Source organism: Rhodoferax sp. GW821-FHT10B06, assembly GCF_059415605.1.
In genome coordinates, this window is record NZ_JBWKNO010000002.1 from 396,364 (window position 1) to 412,028 (window position 15,665).

Sequence of the window (15,665 nt, forward strand, 5' to 3'; positions counted from 1 at the left end):
AGGCACTTTGCGAACCACTATCATGTAAAGCGATGACCACGCCTTGCATGCCCGCCCATTCGCTTCAGAACACCACCTCAGACGGCGCTCCTGACGATCAGCCCATGCCCGCCTTCGCCCAGCCGGGTGCCAGCTTCGGTAGCTACACCGTGCTGGAAACGGTGTACCAAGGCCGGCGTTCCCTGGTACTGCGCTGTCTGCAGGCTGGCCAGCCCAAGGTTGTCAAGTTTTTGCGCCAGGCCCGGCTGGAGCCAGGCGACGTGGCCCGCTTTCGCCGTGAATTCGAGCTGTCGCGCCGTGTCACGCACCCGCATGTGGTCAGCGCCGAAACGTTGGACAGCCATGGCGGCATGCTCTTTCTCGCCATGGCCGATGACAACGCCGTCTCCCTGCGCAGCCTGCTGCAGCAAGGCACTCTGCCGGTGGCAGACGCGCTGCACATCGCCCTGGCGGTAGTGGACGCGCTGGAGGCCATCCACGTGCGCGACATACTGCACAAGGACATAGGCCCGGGCAACATCATCGCCAGGCTGGGCAGCGCACCCGGCCAAGCCACGGTAAAGCTGATCGACTTCGGCATTGCCGCCGACATGTCGGTGGAACGCACCCAAACCGCGAACCTGCGCGAGCTGGAGGGCACGCTGGCCTACATGGCGCCCGAGCAGACCGGCCGCATGAACCGCGACCTGGACTACCGCGCCGACTTCTACGCTCTGGGTGCCACGCTGTTCGAGCTGCTCACCGGCACCCCGCCGTTTGGCCACACCGCCGACCCAGTAGAGGCTGTGCACGCCCACCTGGCGCGCACCCTGCCCCCGTTGCTGTCGTTGCGGCCCGACGCGCCCCCGGTATTGGCCGCCCTGCTGGAACGTCTGCTGGCAAAGGAACCCGAGGCCCGCTTCCAAAGCCACCCGGTGCTGCGACGCGACCTGCAACACATATTGCAGCACCTGCAGACCCCACACTTGCGCGACGCCCTGGTGCTGGCGCAGGGCGATTTATCCGAGCGCTTCCAGGTTTCCGGTCGGCTGTATGGTCGCACGCAAGACGTACAGCGCATGCTGGCTGCCTTCGAAGCAGCGGCCAGCGGCAGTGCCCAGGCGATTACCGTCGCCGGTGTGTCCGGCATAGGCAAGACCGCCCTGGTGCACGAGGTACAGCGCAGCCTGCTGGGCCACCGTGGCCATATGGTCAGCGGCAAATTCAACCAGTTCAGCCAGCACACGCCCTGCGCGGCCTTTCTGCAAGCGCTGGAGCAGCGCGTGCGCCAGGTGCTGGCCCTGCCAGCGGCGGAGCAAAGCCTGTGGCGCAACGCCCTGCTGCAGCAATTGGGCCCAAACACAGCTGTCGCCCACGCAGCCCTGCCGGAGCTAGGCCTGCTGCTGGGCGATGATCTGCTGCCCCCGGTACCGCTGGGCCCCACCGAGGCAGAAAACCGCTTTCTGCGCAGCATGCAGCTGTGCTTTGCCGCCCTGTCCCGCGCCGATGCCCCTCTGGTGGTGTTCATTGACGACCTGCAGTGGGCCGACCGCGTGTCCCGCCGCCTGCTGCGTGAGCTGGCGCTGGACGAAGGCCTGCAGCACCTGCTGCTGATAGGCGCCTACCGCGCCGACGAAGTGCCCGCCGGCCACCCGCTACTGCAAGACCTGGCCGCCCTGGCCGACAACGGCGGCCGCCATACCGCCCTGGCCGTGGGCCCGCTGCAGGTGGATGACGTTGCCCAGTTGCTGGCCGACAGCCTGCACCAGCCCGTGGCGCAAGTACAGGCACTGGCCAGCCTGTGCATGGCCAAAACTGGGGGCAACCCGTTCTTCCTGGCGCGCTTCCTGGAAGACCTGTACCGCCGCCGCCTCATCTGGCTGGACCGCAGCGGCCCCTGCTGGCGCTGGTCCGAAGAACACATCCAGGGCGAACGCATTGCCGACAACGTGGTCGGACTGATGCTGGAGCAATTGCGCCGCCTGCCACCCGACACGGGCACCCTGCTGACCACCGCCGCCTGCCTGGGCAGCCGGTTTGCGCTAAACACGCTGAGCCAGGCCTGCGAAAGCAACGAACACGCCGTGCTGCGCGCCCTGGCTCCGGCCTTGCATGCCGGGCTGCTGGTGCCGCAGGACGCGCGCTACAAATGGATCAGCATGCTGCAAGCCCACGAGAGCCAGGGCGTGCATGTAGAGCTGTCCTTCGTGCATGACCGGGTGCAGGAAGCCGCTTATCTGCTGACCAGTGCCGACCAGCGCCCTGCGCTGCACCTGCGCATAGGCCGCCTGCTGCGTGACGGCAGCCAGCGCCAGCAACCCGACTTTGCCGTCGTCAACCATCTCAACCAGGGCCAGGCCCTGCTGCACAACGCCGCCGAGCGCCTGCAGCTGGCAGGCTTCAATGCCCGCGCTAGCCACCTGGCTCGCGACGCCGCCTCCTTCGACCTGGCCGCCGACTATGCCGCCCAGGCCATTGCGCTGTATGGCGACGCACATTGGCAGCAAGACCCGGTCGCCACCCTGGCCCTGCATGTGCACGCCGCCCGCATGGCCGCGCTGAAGGGCGACAGCGAGGCCATGGACCGCTGGATCAGCGCCGGCCTGGCGCACACCACGGCGCCCAGCGACCACGCCAGCCTGCTGGACGTACGCATCGAATCCTTTTACGCCTCCGGCCGGCTGGACGAAACCCTGGAGCTGGGCCTGGCCGTGCTACGCCTGCTGGGTACCGAGCCACCCGCGGCCGCCACACCAGCAGAAGCCATGGCGCTGGTGGCCGCCATGCGCGACACCATCCAGGCCCTGGGCTTCGAGGGCCTGGCCGCCCGCCCCGCCATGACCGAGCCGCTGTACCTGCAACAACTCAGCGTGATCGCCAAGATGACCGCCGCCGCCTACATCGCCCGGCCCGCGCTGCTGCCGCTGCTGACTGTGCTGCAGGTGCGCCTGATGGTGGCCCACGGCCATGCACCCGGCGCAATGTCGGCCTATTCGGTCATGGGCCTGATGGTGGCTGAATTTCTGCAGGACTACCGCTTTGGCTACCAGTTGGGCCGCGTCTCCATGGAGCTGCTGGAGCAGCACGGCTGGCGCCACGTGCATGCGCATGCGGGCTTCTCCTTCAACTCCTTTTTGCGCCATTGGATAGAGGGCATTTCCAGCGGCCTGCCGGCCCTGATGGAGGTGCACCGAGACGGACTGGAAACCGGCAGCCTGCGCCATGCGGGCCTGTCCATGTATGTGCACGACTACCACGCCTTCCTGTCCGGCATGCCACTGGCCGACCTGAGCACCGAGCAGGAACAGCATGCCGCCACGCTGCGCCGCATCCGCCAGCCGGTAGCGCACGACTACCTGGCCGCGCTGCGCGCCACCCTGCAGGCTCTGCACCAGCCCCGCTTCGCAGAGCAGCCGCTGGAAACACCGCAGTTTTCCGCCCAGCAGCTGGAGCAGACTTACACCGCGCGCGCCGACCAGACCGGCACCATGTTCCTACAGGCCTGGCGCTGCATGCTGCATGCGCTGGCCGGCCAACCCGAAGCCGCGCTGGCCGCTGGCGACGCGGCCCAAAAGCTGTTCCCCGCCGGGCGCGGCATGGTGGTGGTGCCGTTCTGCGTCTTCTTCAGCGCCATGGCCGCCCTGGACTGCGCTGCAGCCGACGAAGCCACGTCCGCGCGCTGCCAGGCAGCACTAGCCCGGCTCAGCCTGTGGGCGCAGACCTGCACCGATGTGCGGCCGCTGCAGCATCTGCTGCAAGCCCATCTGCAGCCTGAAGATGCGGGCCTACCCGCCCAGGAGGCCGAATTCCAAGCCGCCCTGCAAGCGGCGCAGCAGCTCCACAACCTGTTCCTGCTGGGCCTGGTCCACAGTTACCACAGCCGGGCCCTGGCCCGCGCCGGCCAATCGCTGCAGGCCCAGGCCGCCCGGGCCGAGGCGCGCGCCATATTTTTACGTTGGGGCGCACATGCCCTGGTAGAGCAACTGGACCGAGCCCACCCACAGCCGGCACCCATCGCCCCACCGGTGCACGATGCCACCGATACCGTGCTGGCGGTGCCCGCCAGCGCGCTGGACCTGTCCACGCTGATGAAAAGCGTACAAGCCATCACCGCTGAAAGCGCCCTGGACGAACTGCTCACGCGCCTGGTCCATGTGCTGCGTGAAAATGCCGGCGCCAGCCGCGCCGCCATCGTGCTCGGCGACCACCGCCGCTGGCAGCTGCAAACCGACAGCAGTGCCGCCGACAGCGCCAGCGTGCTGGAAGACCTGGCACTGGAAGACGCCGGCCACCGCCTGCCCCTGGAAATATTGCGCACCGTACTCAGCACCGGCCAGCCCGTGGTGGTGCACGACGCCAGTAGTACCCCGGCCTGGCAACGCCTGCCGTATTTCAGCAGCCACCTAGCGCACTCGGTGCTATGCATGCCACTGCTGCGCCAGGGTAAGACCATGGGTGCGCTGTATCTGGAAAATGCTGCAGTCAGCGGTGCCTTCTCGCCAGAGCGCATACAGTTTCTGGAGCTGCTCTCGGGCAATGTGGTCAACGCCATCGACAACGCCCGCCTTGTGGCCGAGCTGCGTGGCCTGGCCGACACGCTGGAGCAACGCGTAGCCGAGCGCACCCGTGCGCTACGCGAGAGCGAGGCCCGCACCCTGAGCATTCTGCGCAATGCCCCGCTACCCATGACGGTAACCCGCCTGTCGGACAACGTATTTGTCTATGTCAACGAGCGCGCGGCCGAGCTGGCCGGCATGCCGGCAGACGCCCTGATGGGTCATGCGCCTTACAGCCTGTACCGCAACCCTGAAGACCGCGTGCGGATGCTGGCCCAGTACCAGCGCGATGGTGCGCTGCGCGACTTTGAAGTCTGCCTGGGCTCGCCCGAGAACCCAGAGGTCTGGGCCCTGGTGTCCATGGTGCCCATTACCTACGATGGCCACGCCTGCGTGCTATCGACCGTGATCGACATCACCGAGCGCAAGTCCATGGAAACCACCCTGCGCCAAATTGCCTCCACCGACAGCCTGACCGGCATGGCCAGCCGCAGCCACTTCATGGAATGCACCGAGGCCGAGCTGGCCCGAGCCCGCCGCTACGAACACCCGCTGTCCATAGTGATGCTGGACGTGGACCACTTCAAGCAAATCAACGACCGCCACGGCCATGCCGTGGGCGACCAGGTGCTACGCGGACTGGGCACCACCTGCCGCAACCTGGTGCGTCAACAGGATGTGGTGGGCCGGCTGGGTGGCGAAGAATTCGCCATCCTCATGCCCAACACCGATCCACAGAACGCCGTGGCCCTGGCCGAGCGCTTGCGCGTAGCTCTGGCCACCCTGCCCATGGCCCTGGCCCTGGCCCACGGCGCAAGCCTGACCGTCACAGCCAGCTTCGGCGTGGCCACTCTGCAGCCCGAAGACACGCTGGACAGCCTGCTGGCCCGTGCCGACACCGGCCTGTACCAGTCCAAACACGCGGGGCGCAACCGCATCAGCTGCGCCGACCTGCCCAGCACGGTGTGACAAGCCTGCCGCCAGCGCTCTCTTTTTGATAGCTTCTTGCGCAGCTACTACCAGCGCTACAGCCTTGTTTTTCATATATCCAGATGCGGGAAAGGTATATGCATCTGCATTTACACTTACAGGGTGCGCACTTGTTGGTGCGCAGCAGCGTTCTCAGGGCGGGGTGAAATTCCCCACCGGCGGTAATGGCAGCAATGCACAAGCCCGCGAGCGCCTGCAGATGGCAAACATCCGCAGGGTCAGCAGATTTCGGTTTGATTCCGAAGCCGACGGTCATAGTCCGGATGCAAGAGAACGCGTCCCTTGCAGCCTTGTGCCGTGCGCGGCGCTTGGCTGGGCGGGTGCGCGTGCGTCCTGGGTTTGGAAACTTTTAATGTGTTGAAGCCCTATGACCACGACCGCAAAATTCTCCGGCAACATCCGCGTTGCCTTCGTTCAAGCCACCTGGCACGCCGACATCGTCAACCAGGCGCGCGACGGCTTTCTGGCTGAAATGGCCCGCCACGGCGTTGCCCGTGAATCCATTACCGTGATTGAACTGCCCGGTGCTTTCGAGATTCCGCTGCACGCCAAGAAGCTGGCCCAGTCTGGCCAGTTCGATGCCATCGTGGCCGGTGCGCTGGTGGTGGACGGCGGTATTTACCGCCATGAATTCGTGGCCACTGCGGTGATCCAGGGCCTGATGTCGGTGCAGTTGGAAACCGGTGTGCCAGTGTTCTCTGCCGTGCTGACACCGCACCACTTCCATGCCGGTGCCGAACACCAGCAGTTCTTCAGCGACCACTTCGTACACAAGGGTATGGAAGTGGCCCAGGCCTGCCTGCGCACGGTGACCAGCCTGCGCCAACTGGACGCGCTGACGAAGTAAGAAGCAGCTGCTAAGGGCCTGTTGCCTTAATGCAGCATCAGTGTGCGTTCACCCTTGCACTTGCCGGCGCGTGCCGGTGGGCTGCACAGGCCGCACACATACTGGCGGGGGTTCTCGTATAGCTCGGTAACGAACTTGCCGCCGCAACCGCTGCACTGCGTCATGTTCAGCATGTTCGCATCGACAAACTTCACCAGGCGCCAGGCGCGGGTAAAGGACAGCAGCGGGTCGATCTCGGCGGCCAGGATCTGCTCGCTGTACAGGCGGTAGGCCTTGGTCAACGTGTCGATCGAGTCCAGGTCCACGCTCTTGGACAAATATTCGTAGATGTTGAGAAACAGCGACGAATGGATGTTTTCTTGCCACGACAAAAACCAGTCGGTGGAGAACGGCAATTGGCCTTTGCTTGGCGACTTGCCCGACACTTCCTTGTACAGGCGCAGCAGGCGCTCGTAGGACAGGTCGGTCTCCGACTCCAGCACTTGCATGCGTGCGCCCATGCGGATCAGCATCGCGGCACGTTCAATTTGCTGGGAATCCTGCAGCACGCTCTTGACGGGTTTGGTTGCCATGGTGCGCTCCTTACAGGACTTCGGCCACGCGGCCAGCCATCAGGATGTTGGCGTGCAAGATGTTGGTGGCCGAGTTGCCCACCTTCTTGATGTCGTGGTTGGTCAACAAGCTCCACACCAGGCTGTCTTCCACGCGGAAGTGGCACAGCAGCATATTGCCCGACGCCAGTTTCAAAATTTGTGCTGCCGACAATGCGCCGAGGATGTCGGCGGCTTCTTCATTGATGCCCAAGCGGAACAAGGCCTCGGCCTTGTCCTGCCGAATCAGGCTTTGCGCCAGCATGAGGTACGTCAGATTGGCCTCGCGGATTTCGGCAATGATCTGTTCGCTGTTCATGGTGATGTCCTTTGGGGCTGACCCCGTTCAAGCCCAGTTCAGGCCGCATATTGCTTGTCGCAAATTGCTTCTTCCCGATCCGTTGAAATGGATTGTGAATACCCCCCAATCAAAAATTAAGTCGGGGTAGAGCCATCCCGCATGTCAGGCTTTCAAGGGCGCGTGTAAGGTTTTTTCTTACACGCTTGTCAGCCGGCTCAGGGCAGTTCCGCGACCGGGTCCCGCCCCATCAGAGCGGAGACCACGTCAGCCGGGCGCATACGTCCGTCCAGCAAGGCCACCACGCCCTCGGTAATGGGCATGTCCACACCCAGGGCCCGGGCGCGCTGCAGCACCGTGCGGGCGCTGTACACGCCCTCGGCCACATGGCCCAAAGAAGCCACTGCCTGCTCCAGACTGTGGCCCTGGGCCAACAGCAAACCCACTTGGCGGTTGCGGCTAAGGTCACCTGTAGCGGTGAGTACCAGATCGCCCAGGCCGGACAAACCCATAAAGGTCTCGGCCTTGGCTCCCAAGGCCAAGCCCAAGCGTGTCATTTCGGCCAGGCCCCGTGTGACCAGGGCGGCCCGCGCATTCAGGCCCAGGTGCAGGCCATCACACAGGCCGGTGGCGATCGCCAGCACGTTCTTCACCGCGCCGCCCACCTCCACACCGGCCACATCGTCGCTGGCGTACACGCGCAGCGCCGGGCTATGGAAGGCCGCCACCAGGGCGTCGCGCACATGGACCTGGTGACTGGCAGCCACCAGCGCCGTGGGCTGGCCCCGCGCCACTTCCTGGGCAAAGCTGGGGCCGCTCAAAACGCCGTAGCCGGCGTCCTGCCATTGCGGATTTTTTGCTATTAATTCAGTAGCTACCTGCGCACGTATTTCGTGCGCTAGCAGCCCAAAAGACTTAGAACCCGGTGGCTCGAAACCCTTGCACAGCCAGGCGACCGGCGCAGCGCACGCGGCCACCAAGCCCAGCATGGAACGCAGGCCCGACATGGGCGTGCCGACGATCACCAGGTCGTGCCCGGCAAGCAGGCTGGCCAGGTCTTCTACGGTGGAGGAGCAGAGTTGCAACGCATCCGGAAAGCGAATGCCCGGCAGATACCGGGCATTGCAGCGATCGGCCTGCATGGCCGTCGCCTGTTGCGGATCGCGCGCCCACAGCGTGACGGCGTGGTGCGCAGACGGGTTTTGGGCGGCGCTGATGGCCAGCGCCGTACCCCACGCACCCGCGCCCAGCACGACAATTTTCATGGCAGGCTGGGAACGCTGGTTTTACTGCAGCGTGGCAGTAGGTGCCTCGGCCGACGCAGCAGCGGCGTTGGCTTGCTGCTGTTCGTACATAGCCTGGAAATTGATTTCCGCCAGATGCACTTGCGGGAAGCCCGCGCGCTGCACCAGGTCGGCCACGTTGCCGCGCAGGTAGGGGTAGACGATTTGCGGGCAGGCAATACCGATGATCGGGCCCATCTGCTCTTGCGACATATTGCGGATTTCAAAAATACCGGCTTGCTTGGCTTCCACCAGGAACACGGTTTTTTCAGCAATCTTGGTTTGTACGGTGGCGGTCACAGCCACTTCAAAAATGCCGTCGGCCACAGGGTTGGCTTCCACACCGAGTTGGATTTCCACCGAAGGCTGGGCAGGATCCAGCAGGATGCCGGGGGAATTGGGCTGCTCCAGCGAAGCCTCTTTCAGGTACACGCGCTGGATTTGGAATACGGGATCTTGTTGCTCGGACATGTAATTCTTTCAATTCGAATCAAAAACAAAGCCCGCCAAAACAGCTCGGCGGGCTAAAAAGCAGACGGATTATTGCCGATCGGGATGACGGTTCACGCAGCGTTCAGCAAGGGCAGCAAACCACCTCGGCCATCCAGCGCTACCAGATCATCGCAACCACCCACATGGGTATCACCGATGAAGATTTGTGGCACGGTGCGCCGACCGGTAATTTCCATCATGGTCGCCCGCGCGTCCGGCAATTGGTCTATGCGGATCTCGTCAATGGATTCCACGCCCTTGCTCTTGAGGATTTGCTTGGCGCGTATGCAATACGGGCAAACAGCGGTGGTGTACATCTTCACAACTTGCATGGGCAGTTACTTTCGGCAAAAACATAAAACTTTATTTAAGGCCGTATCAGGACTTTTCAATCGGCAGATTGGCTTCTTTCCAGGCCTTCAGGCCGCCGCTGAGCACTTCGGCCTGCTCGTAGCCCAGCTTTTTGGCCACAGCCAAGGCGCGGTTGGCACGCGCGCCTGTGGCGCATACCAGGATCAAGGGCAGGCTCTTGTTCTTCACCGTGCTGGTGAGCTTGTCTTCCAGCTGGGCCAAAGGAACGTTCTTGGCACCGCCCACATGGCCGGCAGCGAACTCTTCGGCTTCGCTCACGTCCACCACCACGGCTTTTTCGCGGTTGATGCGCTGCACAGCACCGTTGGCCGTCAGGGTTCCAGCTTTGGCGCCATTGGCCAGGACCGGCCACAACAAGCCCGCACCGGAGGCCGCCGCCACCGCTATCAACATCCAGTTATCCAGTAAAAACTTCACTTTGCACCTTTATTTGGGGTTAACCGGGACTTGCCCGAACCGGCGATTTTAGAATGGCGGGGTAGCGATCGCTTGGGACGCTATTTAAATACAACCTGCCTACACGCCACATGTACAAACTCGTTCTGATCCGCCACGGCGAATCCACCTGGAATCTTGAAAACCGCTTCACGGGCTGGACCGATGTGCCCCTGACCGAAACCGGCATCGAGCAAGCCAAGCAATCCGGCCGCCTGCTAAAGGCCGATGGCTACGAGTTCGACGTGGCCTACACCAGCGTGCTCAAGCGCGCCACCCACACCCTGTGGCACTGCCTGGACCAGATGGACCGCACCTGGCTACCCGTGGTGCACAGCTGGCGCCTGAACGAACGCCACTACGGCGCGCTGCAAGGCCTGAACAAGGCCGAAACCGCCAAGCAGTACGGCGATGACCAGGTGCTGGTCTGGCGCCGCAGCTACGACACGCCGCCACCGGCCCTGGAAGCCACCGATCCACGCAGCGAGCGCGGCGACATCCGCTACGCCAAGCAGTCACCTGAGCAAATCCCGCTGACCGAGTGCCTGAAAGATACGGTCGCCCGCGTGCTACCCTTCTGGAATGAATCCATGGCCCCAGCCATCAAGGCGGGCAAACGCGTGGTACTGGCCGCGCATGGCAACTCCATCCGTGCGCTGATCAAGTACCTGGACAACATCTCCGACGACGATATCGTGGGCCTGAACATCCCCAACGGCATCCCCCTGGTGTACGAACTGGACGCCGACCTGAAACCCATTCGCCACTACTACCTGGGCGATGCCGAAGCCGCAGCCAAGGCAGCGGCTGCCGTTGCGGCCCAAGGCCAAAAGAAATAGGCTTCAAAAAGGTTTACATGGAACGTATCCGTACAAACGGATATCAACGTGTATATTGACAGCGACTTGAAAGATGCTTATGGGCCAGAAACTCAAAATTACCGGCTGGGTTGCCGCCGGTGCTATCGCCGGGGCCTTAACCACGGTCTCGCTGCAAACTGTTGCGCGGGGCGCGATGGCGCCACTGCCGCTGGAAGAGCTGCAACAACTGGCTGCGGTCTTCGGCATGGTCAAAACAGACTATGTGGAGCCGGTGGACGAGAAAAAGCTGATCAGCGATGCCATCTCCGGCATGGTTGCCAGCCTGGACCCCCATTCGCAGTACTTTGACAAAAAGTCTTTCAAGGAATTCCGCGAAGGCACAACCGGCCGCTTTGTCGGTGTGGGCATCGAAATCACCCAGGAAGACGGCTTGGTCAAGGTGGTTTCACCCATCGAAGGCTCCCCGGCCTTCCGTGCCGGCCTGAAGCCCAATGACCTGATCACCAAGATCGACGACACGGCGGTCAAAGGCCTGGCATTGAACGAAGCCGTCAAGCGCATGCGCGGTGAGCCCAATACCAAGGTCAGCTTGACGATCTTCCGCAAGGATGAAAACCGCAGCTTCCCGGTCACCATCACCCGCGAAGAAATCCGCACCCAATCGGTACGTGCCAAGGTGGTCGAGCCCGGCTATGCCTGGATCCGCCTAAGCCAGTTCCAAGACCGTACGGTAGAAGACTTCGCCCGCAAGATCGAAGACATCTACAAACAGGAACCCAAGCTCAAGGGCCTGGTACTGGATTTGCGCAACGACCCCGGTGGCCTGCTGGATGCCGCGGTCGCCGTGTCTGCCGCCTTCCTGCCTGAAAACGTGACGGTGGTGTCCACCAACGGCCAGTTGGCAGACAGCAAGTTCACCTACAAGGCCTCGCCCGAGTTTTACCAGCGCCGTGGCGCCGACCCCCTCGCCCACCTGCCCGCAGCCCTGAAAACCGTGCCGCTGGTGGTGCTGGTAAACGAAGGCTCGGCTTCGGCCAGCGAAATCGTGGCCGGCGCCCTGCAGGACTACAAGCGTGGCACCCTGATGGGCAGCCAGACCTTTGGCAAAGGCTCGGTGCAAACCGTGCGCCCCCTGGGACCAGACACCGGCCTGAAGCTGACTACCGCGCGCTACTACACGCCTAGCGGCAAATCCATCCAGGCCAAAGGCATCGTGCCGGACGTAATGGTGGACGACTCCGAAGAAGGCAGCCCCTACGCGGCCCTGCGCATGCGCGAAGCCGATTTGGACAAGCACCTGAACAGCGGCCAAGGTGAAGAGAAGAAAGACGAAGCCCGTGAAAAAGCCCGCGAGGAAGCCCGCAAGCGACTGGAAGCCGAGGCACTCAAGCCGATTCCTGAGCGCAAGCCAGCTCCCGAGTTCGGCAGCGACAAGGACTTCCAGCTGATCCAGGCCATCAATCAGCTGAAAGGCCGGCCAGTGCTGGTCAGCAAGACACAAACAGAACGCGCAGAAGAGAAAAAAGAGAATTAAGCGCCTTTACCCCCACACAATGCCCCGGCTTACGGGGCATTTTTCTTTGTCCACGACAATTGCCGCATGAACGACGAGCAACTTCTACGCTATTCACGCCACATCCTGCTGGACGACATCGGGATTGAAGGCCAGGAGCGCCTGCTGGCGTCCCGGGCGCTGGTGATTGGCGCGGGCGGACTGGGCTCACCCGTTGCCCTCTACCTGGCGACTGCGGGCGTAGGCCAGATCAGTCTGGTGGACCACGACACGGTAGACCTGACCAATCTGCAGCGGCAAATCGCCCATACGCTCGAGCGTGTCGGCAGCGCCAAGGTGGACTCGGCCCGCCAGTCCATGGAAGCCATCAATCCTGAAATCCAGATCAACGCCATCCAGGCCCGTGCCAATGCCGAGCTGCTGGACCGCCTGGTGGCGGATGCGGATGTGGTGGTGGACTGCTGCGACAACTTTGCCACCCGGCACGCCATCAACGCCGCCTGCGTGCGCCACGGCAAACCACTGGTGTCAGGCGCCGCCATCCGCATGGACGGACAAATCAGCGTATTCGACCCACGCTCGCCGCTATCGCCTTGCTATGCTTGTGTCTTCCCACCCAGCGAGGATTTCGAGGAAACCCGGTGCGCAGTCATGGGTGTGCTGGCACCACTGGTCGGCATCATTGGTGCCATGCAGGCCACCGAGGCCATCAAACTGCTGAGCGGCGCAGGCAGCTCCCTGGCTGGTCGGCTGCAAATGCTGGATGCCCGCAGCATGGCCTGGAATGAAATTCGCATTCCCCGTGACCCAGGCTGCAGCGTCTGCGGTCAGCGGCATACATCCTGACCCGTATACTCCTATTTTCATAGCTAGAAGCCCAGGCAATATATGCGGAGAGCGCTAAAAAAGTTCCACATCTTCGCCCCACATTGCCAATGAATACTGCGGCACGACTACAGCGCTGGTTTCCCTTCCTGGCCTGGCCCCGACCTGATCGCAGCACGCTGGTGGGCGAACTCTGGGCGGGCTTGACCGTAGGCATGATGCTCATCCCCCAGGGCGTCGCCTATGCCGCGCTGGCAGGTATGCCGCTGGTCACCGGAATTTACGCCTCCATGCTGCCGGCTTTGGTTGCCGTGCTGTGGAGTTCATCGACCCGCTTATCCGTAGGTCCTACGGCCCTGAGTGCACTGCTGGTGGGCAGCGCGCTGCTAGGCATGGCCGAGCCGGGCAGCGCCCAATGGGTGAAATTGGCCGTCTGGCTGGCTCTGCTATGCGGCCTTCTGCAAGTATTGCTAGGTCTGGGACGCTTTGGTTGGCTGCTGAACCTGGTCAGCGCACCGGTCTTGACAGGTTTCACCCAGGCTGCAGCCGTGCTGATTCTGCTGTCTCAATTGCCTGCGTTGTTGGGCCTGCACGGCTCTCTGCCCAGCTTGTTGCAACAGCCCACGATGGACCTGCAGGCTGCAGCCTTTGGCCTCGGTGCCTGGGCAGTACTAGCCATGGGCAAGCGCTGGCTGCCCAAGTTTCCCACCTTGATGCTGCTGGTCGTCGCCAGTGCTGCGCTGAGTGCCCAGCTGGGTTTTGCCGACCATGGCGGCGCGGTCGTTGGCCACCTGCCCGCAGGCCTGCCCTCCTTGCAATGGCCCGCCATGCTGGGCTGGTCCGAGCTGGGCAGTCTGGCCCTCCCTACTCTGGTGCTGACGTTGATAAGTTTTCTGGAAACCGCCTCTAGCGCCAAGGTGGACAGCCAGCGCAGCGGCAAGCGCTGGAACGAGAACCAGGATTTGATCGGCCAGGGTATGGCCAAAATCGCATCGGGCCTGTGCGGTGCGTTTCCCACCAGCTCCTCGTTTTCGCGCTCGGCCATCAACCTCTATGCCGGCGCCAAGACCGGCTGGGCAACGATTTTTTCGGTACTGCTGGTGCTGCTGGTGCTGTTGTGGCTGACACCCTTGCTCTACCACGTGCCCCAGGCCGTGTTGGCAGCCGTGGTGGTGGCCGCCGTGTCCAGCCTGCTGCAGCCGGCCGAACTGCGCCGCATTTGGCGCGCAGCACCGGTGGAAGCCCTGACCTGCGCCACCACCTTTGTGCTGACCCTGGCAACCGCGCCCCGGCTGTACTGGGGTGTGCTGGCCGGGCTGCTGATAGGCTTGTCCCATTTTCTGTACCACCGGCTGCACCCTCGCATCATCGAGATCGGGCTGCACCCGGATGGCAGCCTGCGGGATCGCCACTTGTGGCAGTTGCCGATGCTGGCACCTGATACCTATGCGCTGCGCATGGATGCCGAGCTCGACTTCGCGTCCGCCAGTGCGTTGGAGCGCACGCTGATGGAACACCTGGCGCAACATCCCGGAACACGCCAGGTCTGCCTGTTTGCACAACCCATCAACCGCATCGATGCTACAGGCGTGGAAACCTTTGGCAAGCTGCGCCAAACCCTGGCGCAACGAGGCATCACCTTGCACATAAGCGGAATGAAATTACCGGTCGAACAAGTTTTACGTCGTGCCGGAGAGCTCCCCCCTGTAACATCCACACCGGAGCTGTTACAACTACACCGCACCGACCAGGATGCGCTCATCGCTTTGCAAAAGGAGCTGCAAGACTTCGTGATCTGACACCGGGTAGCACAGCAATCAAGGGCTGCATTGCACAAGTACCGCTTTTTATGACCTTACTGTTAAACTTTCTGCACTACTGATTGGTACTTTTGTGTCTGCACCGGCAACCTCACTTTCCATCGATTTGCACGGTTTGCATCTGGAGCCGGCCTGCGCCCTGCTCCAGATAGAGCTGCCTGCACCCGATGTGGCCGACCCTACAGCGTACCTGCAAAATATCCTGGACAGCTTGTGCGATCTATCCCTGCGCGACCCGCTCACAGGCCTGTCCAACCGCCGCCACTTCAATGCCGTGCTGGCTTCCGAGGTAGACCGTGTGGCACGCTCAGGCGAAGAAGCTCTGCTGTTGATGATCGACATTGACCATTTCAAAAAGGTGAACGATACCTATGGCCACGCCGCCGGCGACGAAGTCCTGCGGGTGATTGCCAAAACCTTGCAGACCTGCGTGCGCCCCATGGACACACTGGCACGCTTTGGCGGTGAAGAGTTCGTGGTGATATTGCCGTCCTGCCAGCCAAGCTTTGGCCACGTAGTGGCCGAACGCATACGCAGGGCTGTGGAAAATACCGTGATACCAATCTCCCCCGGACTCGATCTGAAGGTTACGATCAGCATCGGTGGCGCATTTGCACTGCAATGGATACGGTCTACCAGCGAACTCTGGACGGAGCGGGCGGACCAGCAACTTTATTTAGCCAAAACTACCGGGCGTAACCGCCTATGCCTGGAGCCCCCACCGGAAAGCAATGTCAGCGCGGAAGAAAAAAATCTGTTGTTTGGTCACCTGTCTGCCATCGAGCCGGCATGGGTTGAAATGTCGTCTAGCGCCACCTCTGATGGCGCTACACAAAGGTAAGCC

The 15,665-nt window shown here is 62.7% G+C and carries 13 protein-coding genes and 1 riboswitch; of the genes, 7 read left to right on the plus strand and 6 right to left on the minus strand.

The genetic code is table 11. From position 1 onward, the window contains the following. Positions 1–104: 104 nt before the first annotated feature. Positions 105–5,504: a diguanylate cyclase gene (locus tag AC07O2_RS04610; RefSeq protein WP_495074559.1), complete on the plus strand. Its 5,400-nt coding sequence runs from the start codon at positions 105–107 to the stop codon at positions 5,502–5,504. A 145-nt stretch (positions 5,505–5,649) separates the two neighbouring features. After that, a riboswitch (FMN riboswitch) is annotated at positions 5,650–5,804 on the plus strand. 88 nt (positions 5,805–5,892) lie between these two features. Continuing rightward, a complete protein-coding gene (locus AC07O2_RS04615; protein WP_495074560.1) occupies positions 5,893–6,372 on the plus strand; it encodes a 6,7-dimethyl-8-ribityllumazine synthase in 480 nt (159 codons plus the stop codon). Between the two features lie 26 nt (positions 6,373–6,398). Here AC07O2_RS04615 and flhC read toward each other — a convergent pair whose 3' ends face one another. The 6 genes from flhC to AC07O2_RS04645 form a co-directional block, all read right to left on the minus strand. After that, complete coding sequence (flhC, locus tag AC07O2_RS04620; protein ID WP_490593026.1) at positions 6,399–6,944, minus strand: flagellar transcriptional regulator FlhC; 546 nt, start codon at positions 6,942–6,944, stop codon at positions 6,399–6,401. Positions 6,945–6,954: 10 nt separating this feature from the next. Next, on the minus strand, positions 6,955–7,281 hold the full coding sequence (gene flhD, locus AC07O2_RS04625; protein WP_490593027.1) for a flagellar transcriptional regulator FlhD: 327 nt from the start codon (positions 7,279–7,281) through the stop codon (positions 6,955–6,957). A gap of 197 nt (positions 7,282–7,478) precedes the next feature. Further along, complete coding sequence (locus AC07O2_RS04630) at positions 7,479–8,525, minus strand: NAD(P)H-dependent glycerol-3-phosphate dehydrogenase (protein WP_495074561.1); 1,047 nt, start codon at positions 8,523–8,525, stop codon at positions 7,479–7,481. Positions 8,526–8,546: 21 nt separating this feature from the next. Next, positions 8,547–9,014, minus strand: a complete 468-nt coding sequence (secB, locus tag AC07O2_RS04635) for a protein-export chaperone SecB (RefSeq protein WP_495074562.1) — start codon at positions 9,012–9,014, stop codon at positions 8,547–8,549. A gap of 92 nt (positions 9,015–9,106) precedes the next feature. Continuing rightward, positions 9,107–9,367: a glutaredoxin 3 gene (grxC, locus tag AC07O2_RS04640; RefSeq protein WP_495074563.1), complete on the minus strand. Its 261-nt coding sequence runs from the start codon at positions 9,365–9,367 to the stop codon at positions 9,107–9,109. A gap of 46 nt (positions 9,368–9,413) precedes the next feature. Then, a complete protein-coding gene (locus tag AC07O2_RS04645) occupies positions 9,414–9,824 on the minus strand; it encodes a rhodanese-like domain-containing protein (protein ID WP_495074564.1) in 411 nt (136 codons plus the stop codon). A gap of 110 nt (positions 9,825–9,934) precedes the next feature. Between AC07O2_RS04645 and gpmA the strand changes: the two genes are divergently transcribed. From gpmA to AC07O2_RS04670, 5 genes are all read left to right on the plus strand, one after another. Further along, positions 9,935–10,681: a 2,3-diphosphoglycerate-dependent phosphoglycerate mutase gene (gpmA, locus tag AC07O2_RS04650; RefSeq protein ID WP_495074565.1), complete on the plus strand. Its 747-nt coding sequence runs from the start codon at positions 9,935–9,937 to the stop codon at positions 10,679–10,681. Between the two features lie 79 nt (positions 10,682–10,760). After that, a complete protein-coding gene (locus AC07O2_RS04655; RefSeq protein WP_495074566.1) occupies positions 10,761–12,197 on the plus strand; it encodes a S41 family peptidase in 1,437 nt (478 codons plus the stop codon). 66 nt (positions 12,198–12,263) lie between these two features. Further along, entirely contained in the window at positions 12,264–13,022 is a 759-nt protein-coding gene (locus AC07O2_RS04660; protein WP_495074567.1) for a HesA/MoeB/ThiF family protein, read from the plus strand. A gap of 89 nt (positions 13,023–13,111) precedes the next feature. Beyond that, a complete protein-coding gene (locus AC07O2_RS04665) occupies positions 13,112–14,800 on the plus strand; it encodes a SulP family inorganic anion transporter (RefSeq protein ID WP_495074568.1) in 1,689 nt (562 codons plus the stop codon). Between the two features lie 94 nt (positions 14,801–14,894). Further along, positions 14,895–15,662: a GGDEF domain-containing protein gene (locus AC07O2_RS04670; RefSeq protein ID WP_495074569.1), complete on the plus strand. Its 768-nt coding sequence runs from the start codon at positions 14,895–14,897 to the stop codon at positions 15,660–15,662. The last annotated feature ends 3 nt before the right edge of the window (positions 15,663–15,665 follow it).

Coding starts and splice junctions, on each gene's coding strand:
- AC07O2_RS04610 (WP_495074559.1), top strand. CDS start 105: ATGCCCGCCTTCGCCCAGCCGGGTGCCAGCTTCGGTAGCTACACCGTG.
- AC07O2_RS04615 (WP_495074560.1), top strand. CDS start 5,893: ATGACCACGACCGCAAAATTCTCCGGCAACATCCGCGTTGCCTTCGTT.
- flhC (WP_490593026.1), bottom strand. CDS start 6,944: ATGGCAACCAAACCCGTCAAGAGCGTGCTGCAGGATTCCCAGCAAATT.
- flhD (WP_490593027.1), bottom strand. CDS start 7,281: ATGAACAGCGAACAGATCATTGCCGAAATCCGCGAGGCCAATCTGACG.
- AC07O2_RS04630 (WP_495074561.1), bottom strand. CDS start 8,525: ATGAAAATTGTCGTGCTGGGCGCGGGTGCGTGGGGTACGGCGCTGGCC.
- secB (WP_495074562.1), bottom strand. CDS start 9,014: ATGTCCGAGCAACAAGATCCCGTATTCCAAATCCAGCGCGTGTACCTG.
- grxC (WP_495074563.1), bottom strand. CDS start 9,367: ATGCAAGTTGTGAAGATGTACACCACCGCTGTTTGCCCGTATTGCATA.
- gpmA (WP_495074565.1), top strand. CDS start 9,935: ATGTACAAACTCGTTCTGATCCGCCACGGCGAATCCACCTGGAATCTT.
- AC07O2_RS04655 (WP_495074566.1), top strand. CDS start 10,761: ATGGGCCAGAAACTCAAAATTACCGGCTGGGTTGCCGCCGGTGCTATC.
- AC07O2_RS04660 (WP_495074567.1), top strand. CDS start 12,264: ATGAACGACGAGCAACTTCTACGCTATTCACGCCACATCCTGCTGGAC.
- AC07O2_RS04665 (WP_495074568.1), top strand. CDS start 13,112: ATGAATACTGCGGCACGACTACAGCGCTGGTTTCCCTTCCTGGCCTGG.